Source organism: Flavonifractor sp. An306 (assembly GCF_002159455.1).
Lineage (GTDB): Bacteria > Bacillota > Clostridia > Oscillospirales > Oscillospiraceae > Flavonifractor.
The window spans coordinates 1-23,158 of the sequence record NZ_NFIQ01000013.1 but is presented as its reverse complement, the minus strand read 5'-3'; the positions used below and the strand labels follow the sequence as shown (position 1 = coordinate 23,158).

General features: G+C 65.1%; 23 protein-coding genes and 1 riboswitch. Of the genes, 10 read left to right on the top strand and 13 right to left on the bottom strand.

All coding sequences use genetic code 11. The annotated features are described in order from the left end of the window. Positions 1 to 50: 50 nt before the first annotated feature. The 6 genes from B5F88_RS04725 to B5F88_RS04700 form a co-directional block, all read right to left on the bottom strand. Positions 51 to 1,091 carry an L-erythro-3,5-diaminohexanoate dehydrogenase gene (locus B5F88_RS04725; RefSeq protein WP_087342253.1) on the bottom strand — a complete coding sequence of 347 codons (1,041 nt, stop codon included), beginning with the start codon at positions 1,089 to 1,091 and terminating at the stop codon, positions 51 to 53. A gap of 78 nt (positions 1,092 to 1,169) precedes the next feature. After that, positions 1,170 to 1,988, bottom strand: a complete 819-nt coding sequence (locus B5F88_RS04720; protein WP_087342249.1) for a 3-keto-5-aminohexanoate cleavage protein — start codon at positions 1,986 to 1,988, stop codon at positions 1,170 to 1,172. A gap of 120 nt (positions 1,989 to 2,108) precedes the next feature. Continuing rightward, positions 2,109 to 2,286, bottom strand: a riboswitch (Lysine riboswitch). 178 nt (positions 2,287 to 2,464) lie between these two features. After that, positions 2,465 to 3,964, bottom strand: a complete 1,500-nt coding sequence (locus B5F88_RS04715; protein ID WP_087342246.1) for a DNA mismatch repair protein MutS — start codon at positions 3,962 to 3,964, stop codon at positions 2,465 to 2,467. Further along, the gene (locus B5F88_RS04710) at positions 3,961 to 4,965 is read right to left on the bottom strand and encodes a hypothetical protein (protein ID WP_087342243.1); all 1,005 of its coding nucleotides are present in this window, start codon (positions 4,963 to 4,965) and stop codon (positions 3,961 to 3,963) included. The genes B5F88_RS04715 and B5F88_RS04710 overlap by 4 nt, the downstream gene beginning before the upstream one ends. Positions 4,966 to 5,233: 268 nt before the next feature. Next, on the bottom strand, positions 5,234 to 6,316 hold the full coding sequence (locus tag B5F88_RS04705; protein ID WP_242959638.1) for a hypothetical protein: 1,083 nt from the start codon (positions 6,314 to 6,316) through the stop codon (positions 5,234 to 5,236). Positions 6,317 to 6,385: 69 nt separating this feature from the next. Further along, positions 6,386 to 7,291, bottom strand: a complete 906-nt coding sequence (locus B5F88_RS04700; RefSeq protein WP_087342241.1) for a selenium metabolism-associated LysR family transcriptional regulator — start codon at positions 7,289 to 7,291, stop codon at positions 6,386 to 6,388. Positions 7,292 to 7,360: 69 nt separating this feature from the next. On the opposite strand from B5F88_RS04700, the gene selD reads away from it, so the two are divergent. The 7 genes from selD (at position 7,361) to B5F88_RS04665 (ending at position 12,905) form a co-directional block, all read left to right on the top strand. Beyond that, positions 7,361 to 8,401: a selenide, water dikinase SelD gene (gene selD, locus B5F88_RS04695; RefSeq protein WP_087342239.1), complete on the top strand. Its 1,041-nt coding sequence runs from the start codon at positions 7,361 to 7,363 to the stop codon at positions 8,399 to 8,401. A 197-nt stretch (positions 8,402 to 8,598) separates the two neighbouring features. Beyond that, positions 8,599 to 9,672 carry a YedE family putative selenium transporter gene (yedE, locus tag B5F88_RS04690; RefSeq protein ID WP_087342236.1) on the top strand — a complete coding sequence of 358 codons (1,074 nt, stop codon included), beginning with the start codon at positions 8,599 to 8,601 and terminating at the stop codon, positions 9,670 to 9,672. Between the two features lie 9 nt (positions 9,673 to 9,681). Next, positions 9,682 to 9,882 carry a sulfurtransferase TusA family protein gene (locus B5F88_RS04685; protein ID WP_087342234.1) on the top strand — a complete coding sequence of 67 codons (201 nt, stop codon included), beginning with the start codon at positions 9,682 to 9,684 and terminating at the stop codon, positions 9,880 to 9,882. Further along, complete coding sequence (locus B5F88_RS04680) at positions 9,863 to 10,123, top strand: DUF3343 domain-containing protein (RefSeq protein ID WP_087342230.1); 261 nt, start codon at positions 9,863 to 9,865, stop codon at positions 10,121 to 10,123. Before B5F88_RS04685 ends, B5F88_RS04680 begins: the two co-directional genes overlap by 20 nt. Before the next feature lie 66 nt (positions 10,124 to 10,189). Continuing rightward, positions 10,190 to 10,816 carry a uridine kinase gene (gene udk / locus B5F88_RS04675; protein WP_087342227.1) on the top strand — a complete coding sequence of 209 codons (627 nt, stop codon included), beginning with the start codon at positions 10,190 to 10,192 and terminating at the stop codon, positions 10,814 to 10,816. Positions 10,817 to 10,924: 108 nt separating this feature from the next. Continuing rightward, on the top strand, positions 10,925 to 11,431 hold the full coding sequence (locus B5F88_RS04670) for a sigma-70 family RNA polymerase sigma factor (RefSeq protein WP_087342224.1): 507 nt from the start codon (positions 10,925 to 10,927) through the stop codon (positions 11,429 to 11,431). After that, positions 11,424 to 12,905 carry a hypothetical protein gene (locus B5F88_RS04665; protein WP_087342221.1) on the top strand — a complete coding sequence of 494 codons (1,482 nt, stop codon included), beginning with the start codon at positions 11,424 to 11,426 and terminating at the stop codon, positions 12,903 to 12,905. The genes B5F88_RS04670 and B5F88_RS04665 overlap by 8 nt, the downstream gene beginning before the upstream one ends. A 59-nt stretch (positions 12,906 to 12,964) precedes the next feature. Here the strand turns inward: B5F88_RS04665 and B5F88_RS04660 are convergent, their stop codons facing one another. Continuing rightward, on the bottom strand, positions 12,965 to 15,043 hold the full coding sequence (locus B5F88_RS04660; RefSeq protein ID WP_087342219.1) for an elongation factor G: 2,079 nt from the start codon (positions 15,041 to 15,043) through the stop codon (positions 12,965 to 12,967). Between the two features lie 260 nt (positions 15,044 to 15,303). Between B5F88_RS04660 and B5F88_RS04655 the strand changes: the two genes are divergently transcribed. Further along, positions 15,304 to 16,041 (top strand): hypothetical protein, encoded by a 738-nt coding sequence (locus B5F88_RS04655; protein WP_087342216.1) that lies wholly within the window; start codon positions 15,304 to 15,306, stop codon positions 16,039 to 16,041. 135 nt (positions 16,042 to 16,176) lie between these two features. Here the strand turns inward: B5F88_RS04655 and B5F88_RS04650 are convergent, their stop codons facing one another. The 5 genes from B5F88_RS04650 to dusB all read right to left on the bottom strand — a co-directional run bounded on the left by B5F88_RS04650 (position 16,177) and on the right by dusB (position 20,364). Further along, entirely contained in the window at positions 16,177 to 17,151 is a 975-nt protein-coding gene (locus tag B5F88_RS04650; protein ID WP_087342212.1) for a hypothetical protein, read from the bottom strand. Then, complete coding sequence (locus B5F88_RS04645; protein ID WP_087342208.1) at positions 17,144 to 17,656, bottom strand: RNA polymerase sigma factor; 513 nt, start codon at positions 17,654 to 17,656, stop codon at positions 17,144 to 17,146. The genes B5F88_RS04650 and B5F88_RS04645 overlap by 8 nt, the downstream gene beginning before the upstream one ends. A 126-nt stretch (positions 17,657 to 17,782) precedes the next feature. Further along, on the bottom strand, positions 17,783 to 18,709 hold the full coding sequence (locus B5F88_RS04640) for a zf-HC2 domain-containing protein (RefSeq protein WP_087342205.1): 927 nt from the start codon (positions 18,707 to 18,709) through the stop codon (positions 17,783 to 17,785). Positions 18,710 to 18,750: 41 nt separating this feature from the next. Further along, positions 18,751 to 19,347: a sigma-70 family RNA polymerase sigma factor gene (locus tag B5F88_RS04635; protein ID WP_087342202.1), complete on the bottom strand. Its 597-nt coding sequence runs from the start codon at positions 19,345 to 19,347 to the stop codon at positions 18,751 to 18,753. A gap of 33 nt (positions 19,348 to 19,380) precedes the next feature. Further along, positions 19,381 to 20,364, bottom strand: coding sequence for a tRNA dihydrouridine synthase DusB (dusB, locus tag B5F88_RS04630; protein WP_087342200.1), 984 nt, complete (start codon positions 20,362 to 20,364; stop codon positions 19,381 to 19,383). 124 nt (positions 20,365 to 20,488) lie between these two features. On the opposite strand from dusB, the gene rd reads away from it, so the two are divergent. Next, positions 20,489 to 20,647, top strand: a complete 159-nt coding sequence (gene rd, locus B5F88_RS04625; protein WP_087342198.1) for a rubredoxin — start codon at positions 20,489 to 20,491, stop codon at positions 20,645 to 20,647. Positions 20,648 to 20,687: 40 nt separating this feature from the next. Here the strand turns inward: rd and B5F88_RS04620 are convergent, their stop codons facing one another. Then, positions 20,688 to 22,223, bottom strand: a complete 1,536-nt coding sequence (locus B5F88_RS04620) for a polysaccharide biosynthesis C-terminal domain-containing protein (RefSeq protein WP_242959636.1) — start codon at positions 22,221 to 22,223, stop codon at positions 20,688 to 20,690. Between the two features lie 130 nt (positions 22,224 to 22,353). Here B5F88_RS04620 and B5F88_RS04615 point away from each other — a divergent pair, with 130 nt between their 5' ends. Then, the gene (locus tag B5F88_RS04615; RefSeq protein ID WP_162612111.1) at positions 22,354 to 23,064 is read left to right on the top strand and encodes a DUF554 domain-containing protein; all 711 of its coding nucleotides are present in this window, start codon (positions 22,354 to 22,356) and stop codon (positions 23,062 to 23,064) included. Positions 23,065 to 23,158 lie beyond the last annotated feature (94 nt).

Here is a 23,158-nt window from a genome sequence, read left to right as displayed (position 1 = left end):
AATGTCACATCAGATATTGTTTACCCGCCCAGGGCGGGGAAACCGCGAATTTACAGGTACTTCTTCTCGAAGTAGGCCTTCAGCTGGGGATTCTCACGCAGCTCGGACAGGGTGATCTCGGCGTGGTCCTTGGTGTAGCCGTTGCCGATGACCATGGTGACGTCCTTGCCGCAGCCCTCGGCGCCCAGGGCGGCCTTGGCGAAATCGGTGGCCATGGAGAAGCAGTACACGGTGCCGTTGTCCCGGACGGGGAGGATGGCGCTCATCTCGCAGGCGGGGACGTTGACAATCAGGATGGAGATGTCGTACTCCTTGCCGTTGTTGGCGGCCAGGGACTTCTCCAGCACCTCCACCGGGTTGGTGGCGGAGCCCACGATGGCGTGGTGGCAGAGGTTCATGCTCTTGAGCAGGTCGGCGTCCTCCTGGCAGATGACCAGGGCCACCACGTTGCCGGTGGGGCCGACACGCTTCATGGCCTCGTAGCAGCACATCATGCCGCCCTTGCCCGCGCCGCCCAGGATCAGGACGGAGTCGCCGGGCTTGACCAGCTTGGCGGTCTGGGCGGGAGCGCCGGCCACGTCCAGAGCGGCCAGGGCCAGCTCCTCGCTCATGTCGTCGGGCAGCTTGGCGTACAGGCCGGACTCAAACAGGATGGCCTGGGCGTCCACGTCCACCCGGTCGATCTCGGGGTGAATGGCCTTGATCTTGTTGATCTTCAGGGGAGTCAGGGACAGGGACACCAGAGAGGCAATCTTGTCGCCCACCTTCAGGTCGATCTTGCCCTGCAGGTCCTCGCCGATCTCCTTGACGGTGCCGATGAACATGCCGCCGGAGCCGGTGACGGGGTTCTGCATCTTGCCGCGCTCGTTCACGATGTCCAGGATCATCTGCTCGGTCTTGCCCAGGTCCTTGCCGCAGGCCTCATAGATCTGGGTGAAGGAGGCGGAGTCGATATTCAGGGCGGACACGTCGCACAGGATCTCGTTGGAGTAGCACTCCATGGTGTTGTCGATCTTCTTGGCGGCCTGGGTCAGCAGACCCTGGGGCTCGATAACGCGGTGAGTGCCGTACTTGTTGCCTTTCTTCTGCATAGAAAGTTCCTCCTGTTTCGTTTTGTTTGGTTGGGGAGATGATCTAATTTGGTTGGGGAGATAAGTACTGACGGGATTTCAGGCCAGGCCCAGAATCTTGCGGGCCTCGTCGGGGTTGGCGATCTCGCGGCCCAGCTCCTTGGCCAGGCGGACCACCTTGGCCACCAGCTCGCCGTTGGAGGCGGCCTTGTGGCCCTTTTCCAGGTAGATGTTGTCCTCAAAGCCCACCCGGACGTTGCCGCCCATGATGATGCCGGCGGCGGCCATGGGCCAGGCGCCCCGGCCCACGCCGGTGACAGTCCAGGTGGACCCGGCGGGGATCTGCTTGACCAGGTACTCCAGGTTGCCCACGGTGGCGGGGGTGCAGCCGGACACGCCCAGCACGAAGTTGAACTGCATGGGAGCGCCGGGGACCAGGCCCTTGCCCGCCATGTTCACGATGGTGTCCAGGTGGCCGATCTCGAAGCACTCGTACTCGGGCTTGATATGGTTCTCAATCATCCGCTTGCCGAAGGCCCGCATGGTGGGCATGTCGTTGACGAAGATGTCGTCGCCGAAGTTGCAGGTGCCGCAGTCCAGCGTGGCCATCTCGGGGCACAGCTCGGTGGGCTGCAGCCGCTCCTCGGGGGTCATGCCGGTGGCGCCGCCGGTGGAGGGGATCAGGATCACGCCGGGGCAGGCCTCCTTGATGGCGTCCAGCACCACACGGAACCGCTCCCGGTCCTGAGTGGGGGTGCCGTCGTCCTCACGGACGTGGACGTGGATGACCGCCGCGCCCGCCTCAAAGGCACTCTTGGCCTCACGGACCATTTCCTCCACCGTGTAGGGGACCGCGGGGTTGTGCTCCTTGGTGACCTCTGCGCCGCAAATGGCCGCGGTGATGATGAGTTTTTCCATAACACGCCTCCTCAGAAAAAATAAACGCTAGCCCGCCGTTTGGAAGATACTCCCGGCGGGATAGCGCTTCATGAACAAAAAAATGCTACTCATGTCCGCGGGAGGGGTAACTCTCGTTCAGACATAAATAGCGCTTCATGTGACTCATGACAATCCGTGAGCGCTGGGCCCACGACTCAGGGGGAGGGCTGTACGATTCACGTCCCCCTTCGGCGGAGCGGACATTCACAATGCACATCGGGCTCGCCTGCCCTTGTCATTGCACTGCTACCTTGCGCTCCGCGCCTCTATCCATGCATGTTATTCACTTTTGACAAAAACACTATACCCCAGCCGTTTTCGTTTGTCAACTATTTTTTAAAAAATTTGAGGGTCAAAATTTTTCTTTCTCCTGGGGACTTTTGTACGCTATAGCGGGACATTGTTAACGTGGTGACATGACGGAAGGCCGCCCAGACGGGCGGCCTTCCGGTGGGTTACAGGTCTGCCTGGAACAGTTCCATGAGGGTGGGGTCCAGCTTGAGCAGGCGGCACACCCGCAGGGCGTCCCGGGGGCAGGGAGCCCCAGGCGGCGCGGGCTGCAGCCGGTAGTCCATCCGCCGGGCGATGCGCTTGCGGGGGTCGTCCCCCTCGTCGCCCTGGATGTCCCGCACCAGGCCGGCCACCTGATAGTGGGCGCTGGCCACGTCGCTCACCCCGTCGTAGTGGGTGGTCATGAGGGCCATGCAGTCCAGGCCCCCCAGGTGGCGCACCAGGGCCCGGGCCAGGGCGGCCCCCTCCTGAGGGTTGGTGCCCCGGGCGAACTCGTCCAGGGCCACGAAGAAGAACTGCCCCGCCGTCTCCCGCAGCAGGTTGTCCAGCAGGTGGACCTCCTTGCCGAAGGAGGACAGGCCGCCGGCCCCCGGGCCGCTGTCGGCCAGGATCAGCTCCACCCGGTCGAACAGGGGGAGAGAGGCGGAGCGGGCGAACACGAAAAAGCCGCACTGGCACAAAAGCAGGGAGAGCACCGTGGAGCGCAGGGACACCGTTTTGCCGCCCATGTTGGCGCCGGTGATGACGGTGCAGCCCGGCCCCAGGTCCAGGTCCAGGGGAGTGAAGCTCTCCCCCCGGTTTCTCAGATCCTCCTCCACCTGGGGGTGGCGCACCTCCCGCAGGGTGAGGGTCTTGTCCCGGCTGAGGGCGGGACGGACGCACTGATACCGCAGGGCCAGCTTGGCCTTGGCCACGATCAGGTCCAGCCGGCCCAGGGTCTCCATGCTGGACAGGAACCGGTCCTTCCAGGCCATCAGCTTCTCCGTCAGCTCCTGGCGTACCACCAGCTCCAGATGGTCCTCCTGCACCGCCAGCTGCCGCCGCTTCTCCAGCAGGGGGCCCCGCTTGTCGTCCTGCGTCATGCGGATGGCCTTTTCCAGCTTGGCCTTTTCCACCCGCAGGGGGGCCAGGTCGTTGTGGTAGCAGTTGGCCACGGTGAAGGTGGGCAGCCGCCGGCCGTCGGGGTCCATCAGCTCCAGCGCCTCCGCCAGGGAGGGGAAGGTAATGCCGGACAGGGCGGGCATGACCTCGTAGGCCTGCACCAGCCGCTCCAGCGTCACCAGAAAATGCTTGATCTCAAAGAGCTCCACCAGGTCGAAGGGCACCCCGGGGTCCCGGTCGAAGGACCCCCGGATGTCGTGGAACAGGGGCAGCTGCTTGGTCACACCCCGCAGAGCGGAGGCGGCGTCCTTCAGGTCCGCCGGGTCCAGCTCCGTCCCGCCGCAGCCGCAGGCGGGCCCCTCCTGGGGCCGGGTATTTCCGGCGTTCCACAGCTCCATGGACAGCGCCACGTTGTCCAGTTCCTCCTCCAGAGCGGCCTCGTCTCCCGGCCCATACCAGGGCAGATCCCGGGCCGCCGTCCGGCCGAAGGGGGAGAGGGGGCTGAGCCGCTCCAGCACCCACTGCAGCCCGGCGTTTCCCCGCAGTTCCAGGGTCAGTTTCATGCCTGCGCCTCCTTCACGTTCACCACCGGCAGATCGATGACCTGCCGGAGGGCGTCAATAAATTTGTCCGGCTCAAAGTGCCAGCCGTAGGCCGACCAGGGATTGGCGGCCACCGCCGCGATGGTCAGCTCCCGCCGGACCAGCAGCTCCCCGCCGGTGCGCAGGAACAGGTCCAGGGCGGCCCGGCCCGCCAGCACATGGGTGGCGTCGGCCGCCACCAGGGTGGTGGGAGCCCCCCGCCGGGCCAGGGTTTTCAGCAGCGGGTCGATGATCCCGCCCGCCGCCCACACCACCAGGGGCTGCCGGGGCAGCTTGTTCCACCGGGGGCTTCCCCCCTCGTCCAGGGGGAGCTCCATGGGCTCCCCCTCCGGAGTGAACAGGGCGAAGCGGTCCTCCAGCCCCTCCAGGGCCTGCCGCAGTCTGGGGTTTTCCGGGGGCTTGCGGGAAAACAGCCAGCAGGTGTGGGCGGTCTCCGCCACCACCAGCTCCATGTCCCGGTCCAGGGAGGCCCCGGTACACAGCAGGGCCACCCCCTCCACCCCGGCGCCTGCCAGGGACTTGCGGCCGGCGGCTCCGTCGATGAGCACCCGCTGGGCCCCCAGCTCCAGGAAGGTCCTGGTCAGGGGGGGCAGCTGCCCGGCGGCGGAGGGCCCCGCCAGCTGAATGTAGCCGTCGGACAGGGCCCGGAGGATGGCCACCGGGCCCAGCGGGGTCATCACGTCGGTGAGACCCACCACCTCCAGGGTGGGGTCGCACAGGGAGAGCATGCCCCGGGCGGTGGCGAACAGGTCCCCGGCCTTCACGTACAGGTCGGGTTTTTCGGTGCCGGTGACCAGGTCGGTGCTCTCGCCGTCCCGGCCCACCGAGGTGAGGGCCAGCCGCTCCTCCCCCAGCTCCGCCATCAGCCGGCGCATGGCGGTGGTCTTTCCGGCGTTCTTGCACAGACCGATCACCGTGACGGGAGAGGCGTCTCCCACCAACGGCGCTAACAGGTGTTCCAAAAGATGGCCTCCCTTCCACGGGAATTTTGGTCGAGTTGTCAAGGGCATTATAAAAGGGCCCCGGCGATTCTGTCAATGGGGTTCCCCGGCGGGAAATTTGGGGCCTGGTCGGAAAGTGCAACTTTTTTTCCACCGCCTGCAAATAGAGGGAAAAACAGACGGACGCGCCGGCGGGACTATCATAATGAAATCCCGCCGGCGCGCCCGGGAGGCGGCCTGCCCCTATATTTGCAAGAAGAAAGAAAAAAGCTGCAAAAAATTCAGTCCCTCACAGCCGCTCCTCCAGGTGGCAGATCAGGCCGTCGGCCACGGCGTAAACCCGGGGGAAATCCACATGGGGGTTGTAGAGCTGTTCCAGCTCGTCGTGCATTCCCTTGGCCTGGGCCAGGGCGTCCACCGCCTCCTCGGTCAGGGCGGCGGCCACCCTGCGGGCAAAGCGGAGCCGGGCCCGGTTGCGGCGGGTGAGCTCCGGGTCAGCCATGCCGTCGATGCGGATGCGGCGGTAGGGCTTGTGGGGCCAGGGATTGGCCGGGGTGGTGGTGACGAAGGCCAGGGACAGGGCGGGAATGAGCAGGTGCTCCATCCGGTCGGGGCAGAGGGGGGAGGGACACACGATCACGTCCCGGCCCGAGGCCATGGCCCCGGCGGCCAGCTGAACCAGTATCCCGTGGGCCAGACCCCAGGGGTCGGACAGCTCGTAGACCCGTTCACATAACAATTCAACCGTGTCGAAATTCCACAGAGGACCCTTCCAGGTAATGCCGCTCAGAAACCGCTGCACCGACCGGCCGGCCTGGTCCCCTTCCTCCCGCATCTCCCGGGAGAGGATGCCCTTGGCCCGGCGGGCCAGTTTGTCCTCAAGAGACTGAGTCAGTAAGAGGGAGCGGTTGTCCTCCGCCAGCTGGGCGGCGGCGGTAAGGCAGCGGTAGGCCCGCTGGTAACAGCCCTTGTACCCCTTCATGCACCCCTTCAGTTCGTCCTTTACCGTCAGCAGACCGTCCCGGTCGTAGCACGCTCCCAGGTTGACGTAAGATTCAACCAGGCCGGGGTACCGGGGCTCCACCACGTGGGGGGCGGTGCCGTCCACCACAGCGGTTTTCAAGGCGGGGATCACCACCGCGTCCAGGGAGTCCGGGTCCCCGGAGCAGTCGATGTACTCCACCTCCAGGCCGTGCTCCTCCATAGCCGCCCCCACCCTGCGCATCAGGGAGGACTTGCCGCAGCCGGGGCCGCCCTTGAGGATGAAGAGCTCCTGGGCCTCCTCCCGGTCGATGAGCTGGTCGTACAGGGAGTAGAAGCCGGTGGGGGAGTTGGCCCCCAAAAAATAATGTACCTTAGGCTGAACTTGCATAGGCGACCCTCCAAATCTCAGTTTTTTCACCCTCAGCCTATGCGGGGCGGAGGGGGAGGGTGCGGCGGCTCAGCCCTGGTTTTGGTAAAAAGAGGGCAGCTCCTGAAGCAGCATGGCGGCCGCCGGGGAGAGGGCGGCGGAGCGGCGGTAGAGCAGGTAGAACTGCCGCTCCAGCAGGGGACTGTCCCAGTGGAACAGCAGGATCCGGCCGGCGGCGGCCTCCTCCCGGGCGGCGTACTGGGAGACGATGGACACGCCCAGGCCGTATTTCACCCCCTGGAGGATGCTCTCGGTGCTCTCCAGCTGGGCGGCCAGATTCAGCGCCTGGGGCTCCAGCCCCAGGCTGCGCAGGAACTGGTCGGCCTGCTTCCGGGTACCTGAGCCCGGCTCCCGCACCAGGAAGGGAAGGGTGCGCAGCAGCTGAGGGGTGAGGTTGCCCTCCAGATGCTGGTAGGGGGGCGTGTTGGGGGCGGCGATCACCAGGCGCTCGGTGAGAAAGGGAACGCATAAAAGGCCCGGCCGCTGGGCGGGGGCCCCCACGATCCCCAGTTCCGCCCCGTTTTCCGTCATCCACTGGATGACCTGGCTGCTGTCCCCCTGGCGCACCTGGAAAAAAACCTGGGGATAACGCTGGCGCAGGGCGGGCAGGGCCTGGGGCAGCAGGTACTGGGCGGGGACGGTGGAGGCGGCGATGGACAGGGTGCCCGCGATGGCCCCGGCGGCGGTGCGCACCTCCTGCTCCGCCAGCTGGCACAGGCCCAGAATCTCCGCGGCGTAGCGCTCCAGCACCTGGCCGGGGGGCGTCAGCCGCAACTCCTTGGTGGAGCGTACCACCAGCCGGGTCCCCAGCTCTTCCTCCAGAGCGTTCATGTGGGCGCTGACGGTGGGCTGGGTCAGATAGAGGGCCTCCGCCGCCCGGGAAAAGCTGTGCAGACGGGCCACCTGGACAAAGATCTCCAGTTGCTTGAGCTGCATAAGAGCCGCCTCCTCATTGTATTTTCGGAAAAAATGGGGTATAGTGGAGAACAGAAAGGGGGTGACGAGATGCCGTATGAAAAGCTGCGCCTGACCGCCATGACCACGGCCGGTGGGTGAGGGGCCAAGATAGGACCGGGTGTCCTAAGGAATGTATTGTCCGGCCTGCCCAGAACAGCGGACCCCAATCTGCTGGTGGGATTTGACGAGAGCGACGACGCCGCCGTCTACCGGGTGAGCGACGACGTCGCCATGGTGCAGACGGTGGACTTCTTCCCGCCGGTGGTGGACGACCCCTACACCTTTGGGCAGATCGCCGCCGCCAACGCCCTCTCCGACGTGTACGCCATGGGGGGCGTGCCAAAGCTGGCCATGAATCTGCTGGCCTTCCCCTCCTGCCTGCCTCTGGAGGCGGTGGGGGAGATCCTGGCCGGCGGAGCCTCCAAGGTGGCGGAGGCGGGTGCGGTGATCGCCGGGGGCCACAGCATCGAGGATCCGGAGCCCAAGTATGGCCTGTGCGTCACCGGACTGGTCCACCCCCACCGGGTACTCACCAACAGCGGCGGGAAAGAGGGGGATATTCTGGTGCTCACCAAGCCTCTGGGCACCGGAATTCTGACCACCGCCGCCAAGGCGGAGCTGCTGGAGGAGGGGGATTACCGGGAGATGGTGGCGGTGATGACCACCCTGAACCGGGCGGCGGCGGAGGCCGCCGTGCCCCTGCGCCCCAACGCCTGCACCGATATCACCGGCTTCGGTCTGATGGGCCACGCCAAGGAACTGGCGGAGGGCTCCGGCCTGACGGTGGAGCTGTGGCCCAACCGGGTCCCCATCCTGCCCAGGGCCCTGGAGCTGGCCCGGGACGGGATCATCCCCGCCGGAGCCTACCGCAACCTGGATTTTGCCGGGCCGGAGGTGGAGAGAGCGGGGGAATTCCCCCAGGAGGTGCTGGACTGCCTCTACGATCCCCAGACCGCCGGAGGTCTGCTGGTCAGTATCCCGGAGGACCGGGCGGAGGAGCTGCTGCGTCGGCTGGCCGACAGCGGCGTGTCCGCCGCCGCCGTGGGGGCGGTACGCCCCAGAGGGGAAAAACTGCTTCGCATCATCTGAGAACCGGACGAGGGGCCGGGCGGCGCTGCCGCCCGGCCCCTTTGCCTGTGCAAAGCATACCACATTTTATTGGATTTTTCTATATAATGCATTGACAATATAGGAAAAACCAGTTTCCATTTTTCACCGCCGGGAGCTATAATCACCTGAGAGAACGAAATTTTTGTTTTCCTAAAAAATTTTAAGGAGTGGTGTGTGTGACCAGGTGGAAGGAGCATCTGCCGGTGATTCTGGCCGGTCTGGTGGTGGGTATCGCATCCGTAGTGCTGGTGGCCCTGGGCAACCCGGTGAACATGGGCTTCTGTATCGCTTGCTTCCTGCGGGACATTGCAGGCGGTCTGGGGCTCCATCGGGCCCCCATTGTGCAGTACATCCGGCCGGAGATCATAGGTCTGGTGCTGGGGGCCATGATCACGGCCCTGGCGGGGAAGGAGTTCAAGGTTCGGGGCGGCTCCTCCCCCATGACCCGGTTCGTGCTGGGTTTCTGCGTCATGGTGGGGGCCCTCATGTTCCTGGGCTGTCCCCTGCGGATGGTCATCCGCCTGGGCGGCGGCGACGGCAACGCCATTCTGGGCCTGGTGGGCTTCATTGCCGGTATTTTTGCGGGCACGCTGTTCCTGAAAAAGGGATTCTCCCTGAAAAAGTCCCAGCCCCAGGCCAGGGTGGAGGGTCTGCTGATGCCCGCCGTCAACGTGGCTCTGCTGGTGCTGGTGATCGCCGCCCCCGCCTTTATTTTCTTCTCCACCGAGGGCCCCGGCTCCATGCGGGCCCCCATTGCGGCGGCCCTGGTGGCCGGCCTGGCGGTGGGCGCCATCGCCCAGCGCACCCGGCTGTGCATGGCCGGCGGCATCCGGGACGCCATCATGCTCCGGGACTTCCACCTGCTGATGGGCTTTGTGGCCATTTTTGTGGCGGTGCTGGTGGGCAACCTGATTGTGGGCGCCATGGGCATCCGAGGCGGCTTTACCCCCGGCTTTGCCGGTCAGGCGGTGGCCCACACCGACGGTCTGTGGAACTTTTTGGGCATGGTGCTGGTGGGCCTGGGCTCCGTGCTGCTGGGCGGCTGCCCCCTGCGGCAGCTGATCCTGTCCGGTGGCGGCAACAGCGACTCCTCCATGGCTGTGCTGGGTATGGTGGTGGGGGCCGCCTTCTGCCACAATTTCGGACTGGCCTCCTCCACCGACGGGCCCAGCTTTGCCGGTAAGGTGGCCGTGATCATCGGCCTGGCGGTGGTGTGCGCCATCGGCGGGGCCAACGTAAAGAAAGTGTGAGGTGGAACTATGAATCAGATCGACGCCAGAGGCTATTCCTGCCCCGAGCCGGTACTCATGACCAAAAAGGCCCTGGAGCAGGGCACCCCTCTCACCGTGCTGGTGGACAGCGAGACCCCCTTGCAGAACATCCGCCGCTTTGCAACCAACAACGGCTACCAGGTGAGCTGGAAGGCCGTGGGAGAGGACTATGAGCTCACCATCTCCTGAGCTGCCTCACATCGCCACCTTCCATACCCATTACGGGGCCCTGTGCTTCCAGCGGCGGCTGGCCGGACTGGGGGAGCGGGCGGTGCTGGCCCCGGTACCCCGGAAGCTGTCGGTCTCCTGCGGCACCTGCGTCCGGTTTTCCGCCCCGTTTCAGACCGGCTGGGCAGACGAGGACCTGGAGGCGGTGTATGCCCAGGAGGGGACGGACTACCGGCTGTTGTTTCAGGCCCAGGAGGAATGAGCCGGAACCCTTGTACCCGCCGCCGCCCTGTGCTATACTGGAGAAAAAACGGGGGAGCGGACGGAAATGGACACCATGATCATCGGCATCGCCGGCGGCACCGGCTCGGGCAAGACCACCCTGACGCTGGGTTTGAAGGAGCGGTTTGGGGATTTGGTCTCCATCCTGTACCATGACAACTACTACAAAGAGCACAGCGATATGCCCTTTGAGGAGCGGTGTAAGCTGAACTACGATCACCCTGACGCCTTTGATACCCCCCGAGTGGTGGAGGACCTGAAGGCCCTGCGCCGGGGCGAGCGGGTGGAGAGCCCCACCTACGACTACACCATCCACAACCGGGCGGCGGAGACGGTGGAGGTGTGCCCCGCCCCGGTGATTCTGATAGAGGGCATCCTGATTTTTGCCGAGCCGGAGCTGCGGCGGCTGATGGATATTAAGATCTTCGTGGATACCGACGCCGACGTGCGTATCCTCCGGCGGATCATGCGGGACGTAAAGAAGCGGGGCCGCTCCCTGGACTCGGTGGTGCAGCAGTATCTCACCACCGTCAAGCCCATGCACGAGCAGTTTGTGGAGCCCTCCAAGCGGTACGCCGATATCATCGTCCCCGAGGGCGGAAAAAACGCCGTGGCCATGGATATGATCATCCAGCGCATCCAGAGCCACCTGGCGGAGGCCCGGGTTTTATGAGAAAAGCGCCTGTCCCCATGTTGCGTGGGGACAGGCGTTTTTTGTCCGTGGGTTTTTCCGCCGGGCGGCGTATAGTAGAGGGAAAGGACCGGGAGAGGAGGCGGCGGCGTGGACGAGAGGGAGCTGGTTGACCTGCTGCGGCGCTATGGGCCGCTGCTGCGCTATGTCATCGCCCCCATCCTGCCCAACCCCCAGGATCAGGAGGACTGCCTTTCCGAGACGGCGCTGCGGGTGTGGGAAAGAAGCGGGCAGTTTGACCCGGCCCGGGGGAGCTGGACCGCCTGGCTCACCGCCGTGGCCCGGAATACCGCTCTGGATTACGCCAGAAGGCAGGCCCGCCGGTATATGGTTGGCCAAGTGGAGGAACATATGCCCTCACCGGAGCCCACCCCGGAGGAGGCGGTGCTGCTCCGGGAGCGGCAGGAGGCGGTGCGGCGTGCCCTGGAGAGGCTGCCCGGCAGCGACCGGGCCCTGTTTTACCGGAAATATTACTACCGCCAGTCCACCGCCCAGATCGCCGCCGAGCTGGGTCTGAGCCAGCGGGCGGTGGAGGGGCGGCTGTACCGGCTGAAAAAGCGGCTGCGCACCCTGTTGGGAGGTGAGGAGCATGGGTGACCAGGGGTGGAACCGGATGGGCGGGGACGACTTTGACGCCTTGCTGGAAAGCAGCCTCACCGGGCTGCCGCCCAAGGATGTGGTGAAGCGGGTGACCCCGTGGAAAAGGGCCATGAGGTGGCTGCTGGCGGGGATGGCCCTCACCACCCTCACCCTGAACGTCCTGAATCTTCATTTGCTTCTGCCCGCCATCGGCATGGTGCTGCTGCTTTTGGGGTTCCGGGCCCTGCGGCGGGAAAACCGGTGGTTTGGGGCCTGTTATGCCGTGACAGTCCTGCGGACGGCGTATGTGTGCGCCGACCTGGTCCTCAATACCACCATCTGGCAGCGGGCGGTTCACGCCTCCTCCCTGGCCAATGCCCTTACCGGCCTCAGCCTGGCGCTGCTGTTTATGGAGTTCTTCTGCCTCTGGCGGGGCCTGCGGGCGGTGCAGCGGAAAGCGGGGGAAACGCCCCGCGCCTGGAATGCGGCGGCCCTGATGGTGTGGTACGCCCTGCTGTGGCTGCTGGCCCTGGCGGGGGACAGGATCGGGTGGCTCCTGCTGGCGGCTATGCTGGCGGGATACGCCCTCGTCCTCCGCAGTCTGTGGAGGCTCTCCAAGGAACTGGATCAGGCGGGCTACGCCGTCCGGCCCGCCCCGGTGCGGGTGAGCGACCGGACGCTGGTACTGGCCCTTGCCGCCCTGCTGACGGCGGGCTGCGCCTGCGGGTATCTGCTGGGGAGCCGCTACCCCATGGAGTGGACGCCGGTTGAAGCGGGGCCGGACGGTGAGGCGGCAGGGCTCAGGGCCCATTTGCTGCAGCTGGGCATGCCGGAGTATGTGCTCGATGATCTGACGGCGGAGGAGCTGGCGGCCTGCGAGGGAGCCCTCCAGGTGGTGGTGGACGTGGACGACGAGGCGGTGGACGGCGGCGACATGCCGAAGCTGCGGGTGACTGGCGTTGGAGTGGAGGTGCCGGGGGAGAAGGAGCGGTGGATCATCATTCACCACTTCCTCTGGCTGGCGGATCCCGGCTTCCATGGCACCGAGGCAATCCAGCTGCGGACGGTCTATGAGGACCTGCCGGAGGGCTGGCGCTCTGCGGGTCAGGTGACCGGCCGGGTGCTGTATGAGCAGAACGGTGAGAGCTACGCCGCCCCCTACTACTTCCTGGGGGAACGGACCTGTACCGCCGGCAGCCTGCCCTGGGAACAGCACAGCGGAAACGACGTGTTCGCCGCCTTTTCCGTGCCCCCCGGCGGGGAGAACTGCCGGGGATATCTGACCTATTCCATAGAGGAGGTGCGGGACGGCTATATCATCAACGGCTGGCTGGACTATACCCACCAGAAAACCTGGCTCCAGTATCCCGCCGTCACCGCCCTGGAGAGGCGGCTGGCGGGGAGCTGGAACCACGATGGGGCGTTCCGCACCATTGGGGTCTCCCTCCAGTTTGAGCAGACGGAGGAGGGGGCCAGGCTCCTGGCCCCGTAAGAAGATCTGACCATGAGAAAAGCGCCCCGGCCGGTGGCCGGGGCGCTTTGTGGTTTGGGTTAGTCGGCTTCGTCCTGCATGGCCTTGGCAGCCTCGATGGCCTTCTCCTGGGCGGCAGGAGGAGCGTCCTCGTAGCGGACAAAGTGGAAGGTGAAGGAGCCCCGGCCCTGGGTCATAGACCGCAGGTCGATGGCGTAACGGCCCATCTCGGCCATAGGCACCTCGGCCTCCACCACCTGATTGCCATCGCCGTCGGGGTTCATGCCCATAACGCGGCCCCGGCGCTTGTTCAGATCGCCGATGACGTCGCCCATGTAGCTGTCGGGGATGGTGACCTTCAGCTCGCCGATGGGCTCCAGCAGCACGGGGCTGGCCTGGGGCATGCCGGTCTTGTAGGCGATCTGTACGGCGGTCTTGAAGGCCATTTCGGAGGAGTCCACCGGATGGTAAGAGCCGTCGAACAGGGTGGCCTTCAGGTACACCACCGGATAGCCCGCCAGCACGCCGTGGACCACGGCCTCCCGCATGCCCTTCTCCACCGCGGGGAAGTAGTTCTTGGGCACCGCGCCGCCCACGACCTCCTCGCAGAATTGCAGCTCCTCGGTGTCGCCGGGCTCAAAGCGCATCCACACGTCGCCGAACTGGCCGTGGCCGCCAGTCTGCTTCTTGTGGCGGCCCTGGACCTCCACCTTCTTGCGGATCTTCTCCCGGTAGGCCACGCGGGGCTCGCTGAGCTCGGCGTCCACGCCGAAGCGGCTCTTCAGCCGGGACAGGATCACGTCCATCTGCATATCGCCGGTGCCGGAGACCACCATCTGGTGGGTTTCAGCGTTGTTCACCCAGTTGAAGGTCAGGTCCTCCTCGTTCAGGCGGGTGAGGCCGGCGGCAATCTTATCCTCCTGGCCCTTGGTCTTGGGGGTGATGGCCACGGAATAGCAGGGCTCGGGGAAGGGAATGGGCTCCAGCTTGACCACCTTCCGGGGATCGGAGAGGGTGTCGCCGGTCTTGACCTTCTCCATCTTGCCGATGGCGCCGATGTCGCCGCACTCCAGCTCCTTGACTTCCTCGGCCTTCTTGCCCTTCATCACGTACAGCCGGCCCAGCTTCTCGGTGGCGCCGGTGCGGGAGTTGACCATCTGCATGTCAGGCTTCAGGTTGCCGGAGAGCACCTTCACATAGGAGTACTTGCCGTACTGGTCGGACACGGTCTTCCACACCAGGGCGCAGGGCAGAGCGCCGGGGGAGGGGACGAACTCGTCCAGCTCGCCTTTCTCGTTCTCGCCCATCAGGGGGCGGCCCTCCAGCGGGGAGGGGAGCAGCTCCACAATGATGTCCAGCAGCATACGGGTGCCCAGGCCAGAGACGGCGGAGCCGCACACCACGGGGAACAGGGACAGGTCCTTCACGCCCGCCCGCAGGCCCTGGATCATCTCGGCGTAGGTAAAGTCCTCGCCGGAGAAGTACTTGTCCATCAGCTCCTCGCTGGTCTCGGCCACGGACTCCTTCAGGGCGTCGTACAGCTCGTCCAGCACGGGCTTTTTGTCGTCGGGCACGTCGATCTCCACGCGTTCGCCCTTGGGGCCGGCCTCAAAGGCCCGCTTGTGGAGTACGTCGATAAAGCCGATGACCTTCTTGTCCGCGTCCCAGATGGGCGCCACCACCGGGGCGATGTTCTTGCCGAACCGCTCCCGCAGGGTGTCGAAGGCGGCGTTGTAGTCGGAGTTGTCCTCGTCGGTTTTGGAGATATAGAGCAGCCGGGGCAGCTTGCGCTGCTGGCACAGCTTCCAGGCCTTCTCCGCGCCCACGCTCATGCCGCCCTTGGCGGAGCAGACGATGATGGCGGCGTCGGAGACCTGCAGGGCCTCGATGACCTCGCCGGAGAAGTCGAAGTAGCCCGGGGTGTCCAGCACGTTGATCTTACAGCCGTTATATTCCACAGGAGCCACCGCGGTGGAGATGGAAATCTGACGGCGGGTCTCCTCGGGATCATAATCGCAAACGGTGTTCCCGTCCACGGGATTGCCCAGACGGGGGGTGCCACCGGTCAAGTACAGCATGCTCTCCGCCAGAGAAGTCTTTCCGTTGCCACCGTGGCCCAGCAGACAGACGTTGCGGATGTTTTGTACGGAATAGCTCATAACTTGTTTCCTCTCCTTACATTTGGAATCGCGGAGCAGTACGGTAAACTGCTGTTGTCCATTATACATGAAAGCGGCGGCGGTTACAACAAAAACTTTAGAAAAATCGCGCAAATCCTGGGGGAGGGTCCTGCATGCTCCTTCCAGAGACTGTATGGACAAACAAAAAAAGAAAAGTGTATGCACAAATGGCCCGGAGTATGATACGTTACACCTGTAAGGTGCGTTTTCCTGCGGACAAGGAAAGAGGAGGAGAGCCGATGAAGCGGAGAAACATGCTGCCCGCTCTGCTGCTGGCGGGCCTGTGCCTGACGGTGGGTGCCCCGGCCGTGGCCGCCCCCGGTGTGGAAGCTCAGCAGCTGCCCCAGACGTCTGAGCCCAATGTGATCCAGAGCTATGTGACCCAGAGCAGCGACGAGCTGTGGAGCCAATTCTATACCGCGGAAGCGAGCAAGAAGCTGGCCGAGCTGCAGCTGGAGCCCCTTCGGGAGCAGATACGGCTGCTGGAACGGCCTGCCGGGCTGTGGTACTACGGCTATGGCGAGGAGGACTGGTCGGCGCAGTACGAGACCCTGACCCAGCTCAAGGCCCGGGAGTATGAGCTGAAGCTCCAGAAGGAGCAGTACGAGTGGGACAAGAAAAACGCCGAGTACCAGCTGACGCTGCTGGGGGAGATCCAGAAGCCCCATGAGCTGCAGTATCAGCTGTATCTCAGCGGCAGCGTGGACCTGTCGCTGGAGAGCGCCCTTTCCCTCCAGCAGGAGAAGGAGGCGCTGAAGCTCCAGGAGGAGCTGCTGGAGCTGGACAAGAAAAATCTGGAGTACCAGTACAAGCTGGGCCAGCTGGCGGACGCCGATTTTCTGAGCCAATATGCCGCGCTCCTGGAGGAAAAGCAGGGGCTCAAAGAGCAGCGGGAGCTGCTGGACGCCCAGCTGAAGCTGTATAACGAGCTGCTGGGACCCGGAGCGCTGGGGCCGAAAGGCCCGCTGGGCCCCTGAACGAAAGGGAATATGCAAAAGCAACGCGCCGCAGGATCCTGCGGCGCGTTGTTCTTTATGGGAAGGGGACACTCTGGCCGTTGAGTGTGACAGAACGCACCTGTTCCGGCTGGATGGGCGCTTCAAATTCCCACATCACCCAACCTGTCCGCTGGCTCCACACCTCGTCATAATAGGCCGGTGTGAGCACGGAGCCGTCGGCCAGAGTGACGGTAAGAGAGAGAGCTCTGTGCCGGTGAGCTGGCAGGGGTACTCCTGTCCCTCCGGTGTAACAAAGTCGGCGCAGACGCTGAGGGGAGAGACCGTGAGCTGCTTCAACCGGGCGTCCCAGTCGTGGCCGAAGGGCATCTCTCCGCCGTGGGTATAGGGGAAAACCAGAGTTGTGGCTGGAGTGGCGGCGCGCAGAGCCATCACCTCCACCGGAACGGTGATCTTCCAGTTGCCTTCGAGCCGGCCGCCCCCCGCTGCGTATTCCGTACGCAACTGGACCAGCTCCAGGTACTTCAGGGTATCCGGCGTCAGGCTGGGCAGGCAAACGTCCCATCCGTCCTGCACGGCGGTGCAGATGACGTCTCCCACGTCCTGCTGAGGCCAGCGATCCGGGTTCTCCGGGTCATACAGGTAATACTCCACATAGCAGGGACTTCCATTGTCCATCAGTGGGAAGATAGTGCCCTCCTGGACAAAGCGCACGTGATAGCGTCCATCGGCGGCAAAGCCCATGGATGAGATGGAGACAGCCCCATCTTTCTCCAGCGCCATGTGGTTCTGGTCAGGCTGGAGAACAGTGACGCCGGTATCCGTGACGGAGCTTTCCAGAGTCTGAGCGGGGAGTTCCTCCCGGTTCAGCGCCAGCCGGGCCTGCCGATGGCAAGGGGCCCGGTTGCCCAGGTCTTTCTGAATGGTCTGCCAGACGGCGGGAGCCGCCGCCAGGGCGGAGACGGTGAGGACGGCGGCGGCAGCCAGAGCGGCCAGCCCCCGGCGGGTCAGGTGGCGGCGGGGCCGCTGCTTCCCGGCCAGGGCGGCGCGCAGCCTGATTTTGGTGTCGGCCACCAGCTCCGGGCTGGGGGCCACGGCGTCAAAGCGGCTTTGGTACTCATGCTCAAACACAGGAATTCCCTCCTTCTTCCCAAAAATCCCGCAGCTGCCGCCGGGCCCGCATGAGGGCCATCCGCACGGCGGACTCCCCCTTGCCCAGCAGGGCGGCAATCTCCGGGCCGGAATAGCCCTCGTAATAGTAGAGATGGACCACGGTGCGCAGCTGTGGGGAAAGCCGGTCCAGGCAGGCGTCCAGCGCCCCGCCGCCCTCCTCGGGGCCGGGTGCGGCCAGTTCTCCGGCCCGGGTCTCGTCCAGCGGCTGGGTCCGGCGGCGAAAAGGATTGCGCCAGTAAGAGTTGGCGCAGTTGACGGTCACCCGGCAGAACCAGGCTTTTTCATGTTCCTCGCTGTCAAAAACCGGCCGCTTGCTCACCAGCCTGAGAAACACGTCCTGAAAGATATCCTCCGCCGCCTCCCTGCTGCGGGTGCGTGCGTAGGCCAGCTGGTAGACCAGCCTGGCGTATTTGTCCACCAATTCCTCCGCATGGGTGGAAAACTCCTGAGCGTTTCCATCCATTCCGATCTCCCTCCTTTCCAAAGTGGTTGAAAAGGCCTTTCACCTGAAATACGCGGCAGGGCGGTTTTCCGTCACATCAGAGCGCAAAAAAGCGCGGGCCGGCGGCCCGCGCTTTTTTACGGCTCATCAGGGTTGGGTAATCTCGCTTCCGTCCAGAGGGACGGTGTAGGTGGCGCAGCTGGCGGTACCGTCGGCGCCGGGGTGGATCTCCTCCACCTGGCAGACCCAGCCGGTGCCGGCCTCGTTCAGGCCGGTGCAGGTGATGGTGCGGGTGACCCCGTCCTCATTGGGTCCGGTAAGCACGCCGGAGCTGTCCGCCGTCAGGCTGTCCGCCGCCCAACCCAGATACAAGGCCAGCTTTTCCAACGCCTGTGCCTGGGTCAGTTCCATGCTGTCGGGGGTGATGGTCAGCCCGGTGGGATTCACCCGTTCCTCCGGCAGGCCGGGGTCAGGGCTGTTCCCCTCCGCCGGGGCGATCTCCTGTGTGGGGGCGGAGGTGGCGGGAGGAGCGGTGCTCTCAACCTGCTGCTGTTCGGTGTAGACCTGGATAGAAGGCTCATCGGCATCCTCCAGGTTCCGGCCGGCTTTTTCCTCGGTGCCGCCAGCAAGCTGGGCGTCCGGGGTGGCCGCCGCTACGGCGGGGGCTGTGGTGTCCTGGGCGGCGTTGGATGCCGGTTCTCCCCCCGCCGCCGGGACCTGTCCCGCCCGGGAGGCGGCGCCGTCCCACTGGCGCAGGGCGCTGCCGCCCACAAACACCAGTACCAGCACCGCCGCCAGCGAGGCCAGCGAGCGCCACCGCCACTGTTTCTGTTTGCCCTGGAAGGGCGTCACCTTGGATTGGCGCACCGCCGCCATGATATCGTCCTTCAGACCGGTCGGGGGCTGGGCCGCCAGCCGGGGCAGCTCCATGTGGAGCGACTCAAAATCGGCCAGGAGCGCCCGGCACGCCGGGCACGCCGCCAGGTGCTCCTCCAGTGCGGCGGACTCCTCCGCCGTCAGAGCGCCGTCTATCTTTGCGCTGAGCAGTTCCAGCGCCTGATCACAGTCCAGCATGTCGATCCCTCCTTGTTTGCCGGAATCCAATTCCGGTTATTTCACTTTATGGACGAAGGATCGTCGAAAAAGTTCCCGCTCTGGAGTAAATATTTCCGCAGGGCCAGCCGGGCCCGGGCGATGCGGGACTTCACCGTGCCCTCCTCCACCTCCAGCAGCTGGGCGATCTCCCCATAGGACAGCCCCTCCAGCTCCCGCAGGACCAGCACCTTCCGGTGCTCCTCCGACAGGGCGGCCAGGCCCGCCCGCAGGGTGTCCTGCCGCTCCCGACGCTCGGCCTCCGCGTGGGGAGAGTACCGCTCGTCGGGCAGGTCGGCCTGCTGCTCCTCCCCGCCGTCGTCCAGGGAGACCGTCATGGACAGGGCGCTGCGCCGCTTCTCCTTGCGGAGAAAGTCGATGCACACATTGCTGGTCAGCCGGTAGAGCCAGGTGGCAAAGGAGCTGTCCCCCTGAAATTTCCCCAGGCCCTTCCAGGCGTTGAGGAAGGCCTCCTGGCACAGCTCCGCCGCGTCGTCCGGGTTGCCCACCATCCGCAGGGCCAGGTTGTAAATGCGGCCCTGGTTCTGCTCCACCAGGGCGGCAAAGCAGTCCTCGTCCCCCTGCCGGGCCCGCTGGACCAGCTCCCATTCCGGTTTCACGCCTTCCTCACCTCCTGCTCCGGGCGGCGGCCCTTACCGCTCCCCGTCCTTCAGATCCCGCTTGATGCCCGCCGTCACCCGGTAGATGTCCTCCAGGGTGGACACGTGGCTGATCTGCTCCTTATAGTAGCCCGCGTAGGGGACCCCCTTCAGATACCAGGCGTAGTGCTTCCTGGCCTCCAGACAGGCGATGTGTTCCCCCTTCTGGGCGGCGGACAGCTCAAACTGCCGCACCGCCGTGTCGCACCGCCGGGCCAGGGGGGGCAGCGGGGGGATCTCCCTGCCCTCCAGAGCGGCAAGGGCCCGCTGGAACAGCCAGGGGTTGCCGAAACAGCCCCGGCCGATCATAGCCATGTCCGCCCCGGTGTACTTCAAAATCCGCACCGCGTCCTCCGGCTCAAATACGTCCCCGTTGGCGATGACCGGAATGGACACCGCCTCCTTTACCGCCTTGATGTAGTCCCAGTTGGCCTTCCCGGCATACATCTGGGTTTTGGTGCGGCCGTGGACCGCCACGGCGGACACGCCGGCCTGTTCCATGGCTTGGGCAAACTCCACACAGTTGATGGAACCCTTGTCCCAGCCCAGCCGGAATTTCACCGTCACCGGCTTTCCGCCAGCGCCCCGGAGCACCGCCTCGGCCACCTTCACCGCCAGGTCGGGGTTTTTCATCAGCCCCGAGCCGTCCCCGGAGTTGGCCACCTTGGGCACCGGACAGCCCATGTTGATGTCGATGATATCCGCCCCGGACACCTCCGCGGCGATGCCCGCCGCCTGCTCCATGCAGGCCGGGTCGCTGCCAAAGAGCTGGGCGGCGGCGGGATGCTCCCCCTCCCCCAGCTTCAGCAGGGGAATGGACTTTTTATCCTGGTAGCACAGGGCCTTGGAGCTGACCATCTCGGTAACGGTATATCCCGCTCCCAGCTCCCGGCAGACGGTGCGGAACCCCAGGTCCGTCACTCCGGCCATAGGGGCCAATGCCAGCTTTGTATTTATGGTGATATTGCCAATTTTCACGATGTACCCTCATGTGTTATAAATAATAGCGTAACAAGCGTATCATACCACAAGGCAGGGGATTCGGCAAGGCTGTTTGCCCCGCCTGCCTTTTGCAACACAATTCAGAAAAGGAGATTTTCTCATGGACAAGTATGTTTGCGATATCTGCGGCTATATCTATGACCCCGCCAACGGCGACCCGGACAACGGCGTGGCCCCCGGCACCCCCTGGGAGCAGGTGCCCGCCGATTGGGTGTGCCCCCTGTGCGGCGTGGGCAAGGATCAGTTCTCCAAGGAGTAAGCGCAAGACAGCGGCGGCCCGTTGCGGGCCGCCGCTGTCTTCATTTTCGGAGGAAGATGGAGCGGAGGGACACCCCCTGGGCCTGGAGGGCGGCCAGATAAAACACGCCGCCGAACACCAGGCACACCCCCAGGTTGGGGATGTCGGCCAGTCCGCGGGAGCGGAGGGTGAGAAAGAGCAGCCGGGTCACCAGGCCCATCAGCAGAGCGGCCAGGCCGGGGGCGGCGCACCAGGCAAAAAACCGGGCCTTCAGGCCGGTGGCCTTGTGTACCCCACGCCAGTTGAGCCAGGCCCCCAGGGCGGCGGAGAGCACAAAACCCGCCACATAGCCCCGCAGTCCCACCCCCGGCAGGCCCATGAGGAAGTAGGTACACCCCAGCTCGGCCACGGCGGACAGCAGGGCGTTGCGGGCGGCGGTGCTTTGCCGCCCCACCCCGTTGAGGGCGCCGGAGAGCACCGCCTGCCAGCAGGACAGAGCCACCCCCACCGCCAGGGGGAGCAGATAGTTTCCCGCCGTGGGCTCCCGGAAGAGGAGCACCCCCAGGGTGGGGCCCAGCACGGTGAGCAGGGCCATGGCGGGGAGCACCAGCACCGAGGTGGCCAGCATGGCCCGGTCCAGGCGGCTGCGGACCAGGTCGGTCCGGCCCAGGGCGGCGGCCTGGGCCAGCCGGGGCATTAGGGTGAGGCCCAGGGCCCCGATGAAGGCGGTGGGCAGGCAGAGCATGGGGATGGTCATGCCGCACAGCACGCCGAAGGCACTCATGGCCTGGCTTACCTCCGCCCCCGCCCGCACCAGCTGCTGGGGGATGATCACCGCCGTGGCCGACCCCATCAGGTTGCCCAGCAGGCTGGTCATGGCCACCGGCAGGGCCAGCGCCGCCACCTTCCGGTTCAGCTCCCGCCTGCCAGGGACCCGCCCCGGCAGGCCGGCGGCCCGGTCCAGGCTGCGGCGGGCCAGCAGCAGGAGGGTGAGGGCGGAAAACAGCTCGCAGGCCGTCATGCCCAGTACAATGAGGGCCACCGTCCGCTCCGGGTTCTGGGGCAGGAACAGCACCAGCAGCCCCAGCACCGCCCCCGCCCGGATGATCTGCTCGCACAGCTCCACCGCCGCCGGGGGCCGCACGTTCCCCGTGCCGTAGAAGTAGTGCTTGTGCAGATTCTCCACCCCGGTGAGCAGTACGCAGGGCAGCAGCAGCACCAGCCCGGTCTGGGTGCGGGCGTCCCCCAGCAGATAGACCGAGATGGGGTCGTAGCACAGCACGGTGACCGCCGCCGCCGGGGCGAACAGGACCAGAAACAGCGTCAGGCAGCGGCGGAGCAGGGCGGCAATGGCCGCCCGGTTGCCCACGGCGTGGTAGCTGGCCGACAGGTTGGACACCGCCGCCGTCAGCCCCACGGCGGTGATGGACATGAGCACCGAGTACACCGGCATCACCAGCTGGTACAGGCCCATCACCTCCGCCCCGATGAGCCGGGACAGCAGAATGCGGTATACAAATCCCAGGGCCTGGGAGCAGATCCCGGTGCCTGTGAGCAGCAGAGTACCGTATAGCATGGATGTCCGGTCGAGCTTCATGGCGCCGCCTCCCTTCGCCTACCACTGTATTCCCAACGGGTTGTCCGCCATACGTCGTCCGTTGACAAATGGGAAAAAAAGGGGTATCATAGCGCTATTAACGCATTGCAGTGTGAAAGCAGGAGAAGCTATGATTGCCACCGTGATCAACGTGGTCCTCATCGTTCTGGGGAGCGTATTGGGACTGGTATTCAAAAACCGCATCAGCGCCCGGTTTGCCTCGGGCCTCACCTTTGCCCTGGGTCTGTGCGTGCTGGGCATCGGCATCACCAGCATGATCGCCACGGCGGACAGCCTGTGCGTCATCGTGTGCATGGTGGTGGGCACCCTGCTGGGGGAGGCCATCAATATTGAAAAGCGGATGGACGGGGTGGGGGAGCTGCTCCGCCGCCGGCTGGTCCGGGGCGAGGGCAACAACCGCTTTGTGGAGGGCTTTGTCAACGCCTCGGTGCTCTTCTGCGTGGGGGCCATGGCCATCAACGGCTCCATGGAGGCGGGCATGAACCACAATTACGACATCATTATCTCAAAGGCGGTCATTGACGGGGTGACCTCCATCACCTTTGCCGCCGCCATGGGGGTGGGGGTGTTGTTTGCCGCTGTGCCCATTCTGGTTTACCAGGGGGGCCTGACCCTGATTTTCGCCGCGGTGGGCCAGGGCATGGACCCGGCGGTGATCAACGAGATGAGCGCCGTGGGAGGCACCATCATCGTGGGCATCGGCGTCAATATGCTGGGCCTGCCCAAGGAGAAACTGCGGGTGGGCAATATGCTGCCGGCGATTTTTCTGCCGCTGGGATACATACCGGTGAGCCAGTGGCTGGGGAGTCTGGTGGGGTAACGGGCAGCATATTGCCCACGGGACCCGCGCAGCGGGACGGCGCTTTTGCGCCGAAGGCCGGCGGAATTCACTTCCGGCGGCCGCAAAATAAAAG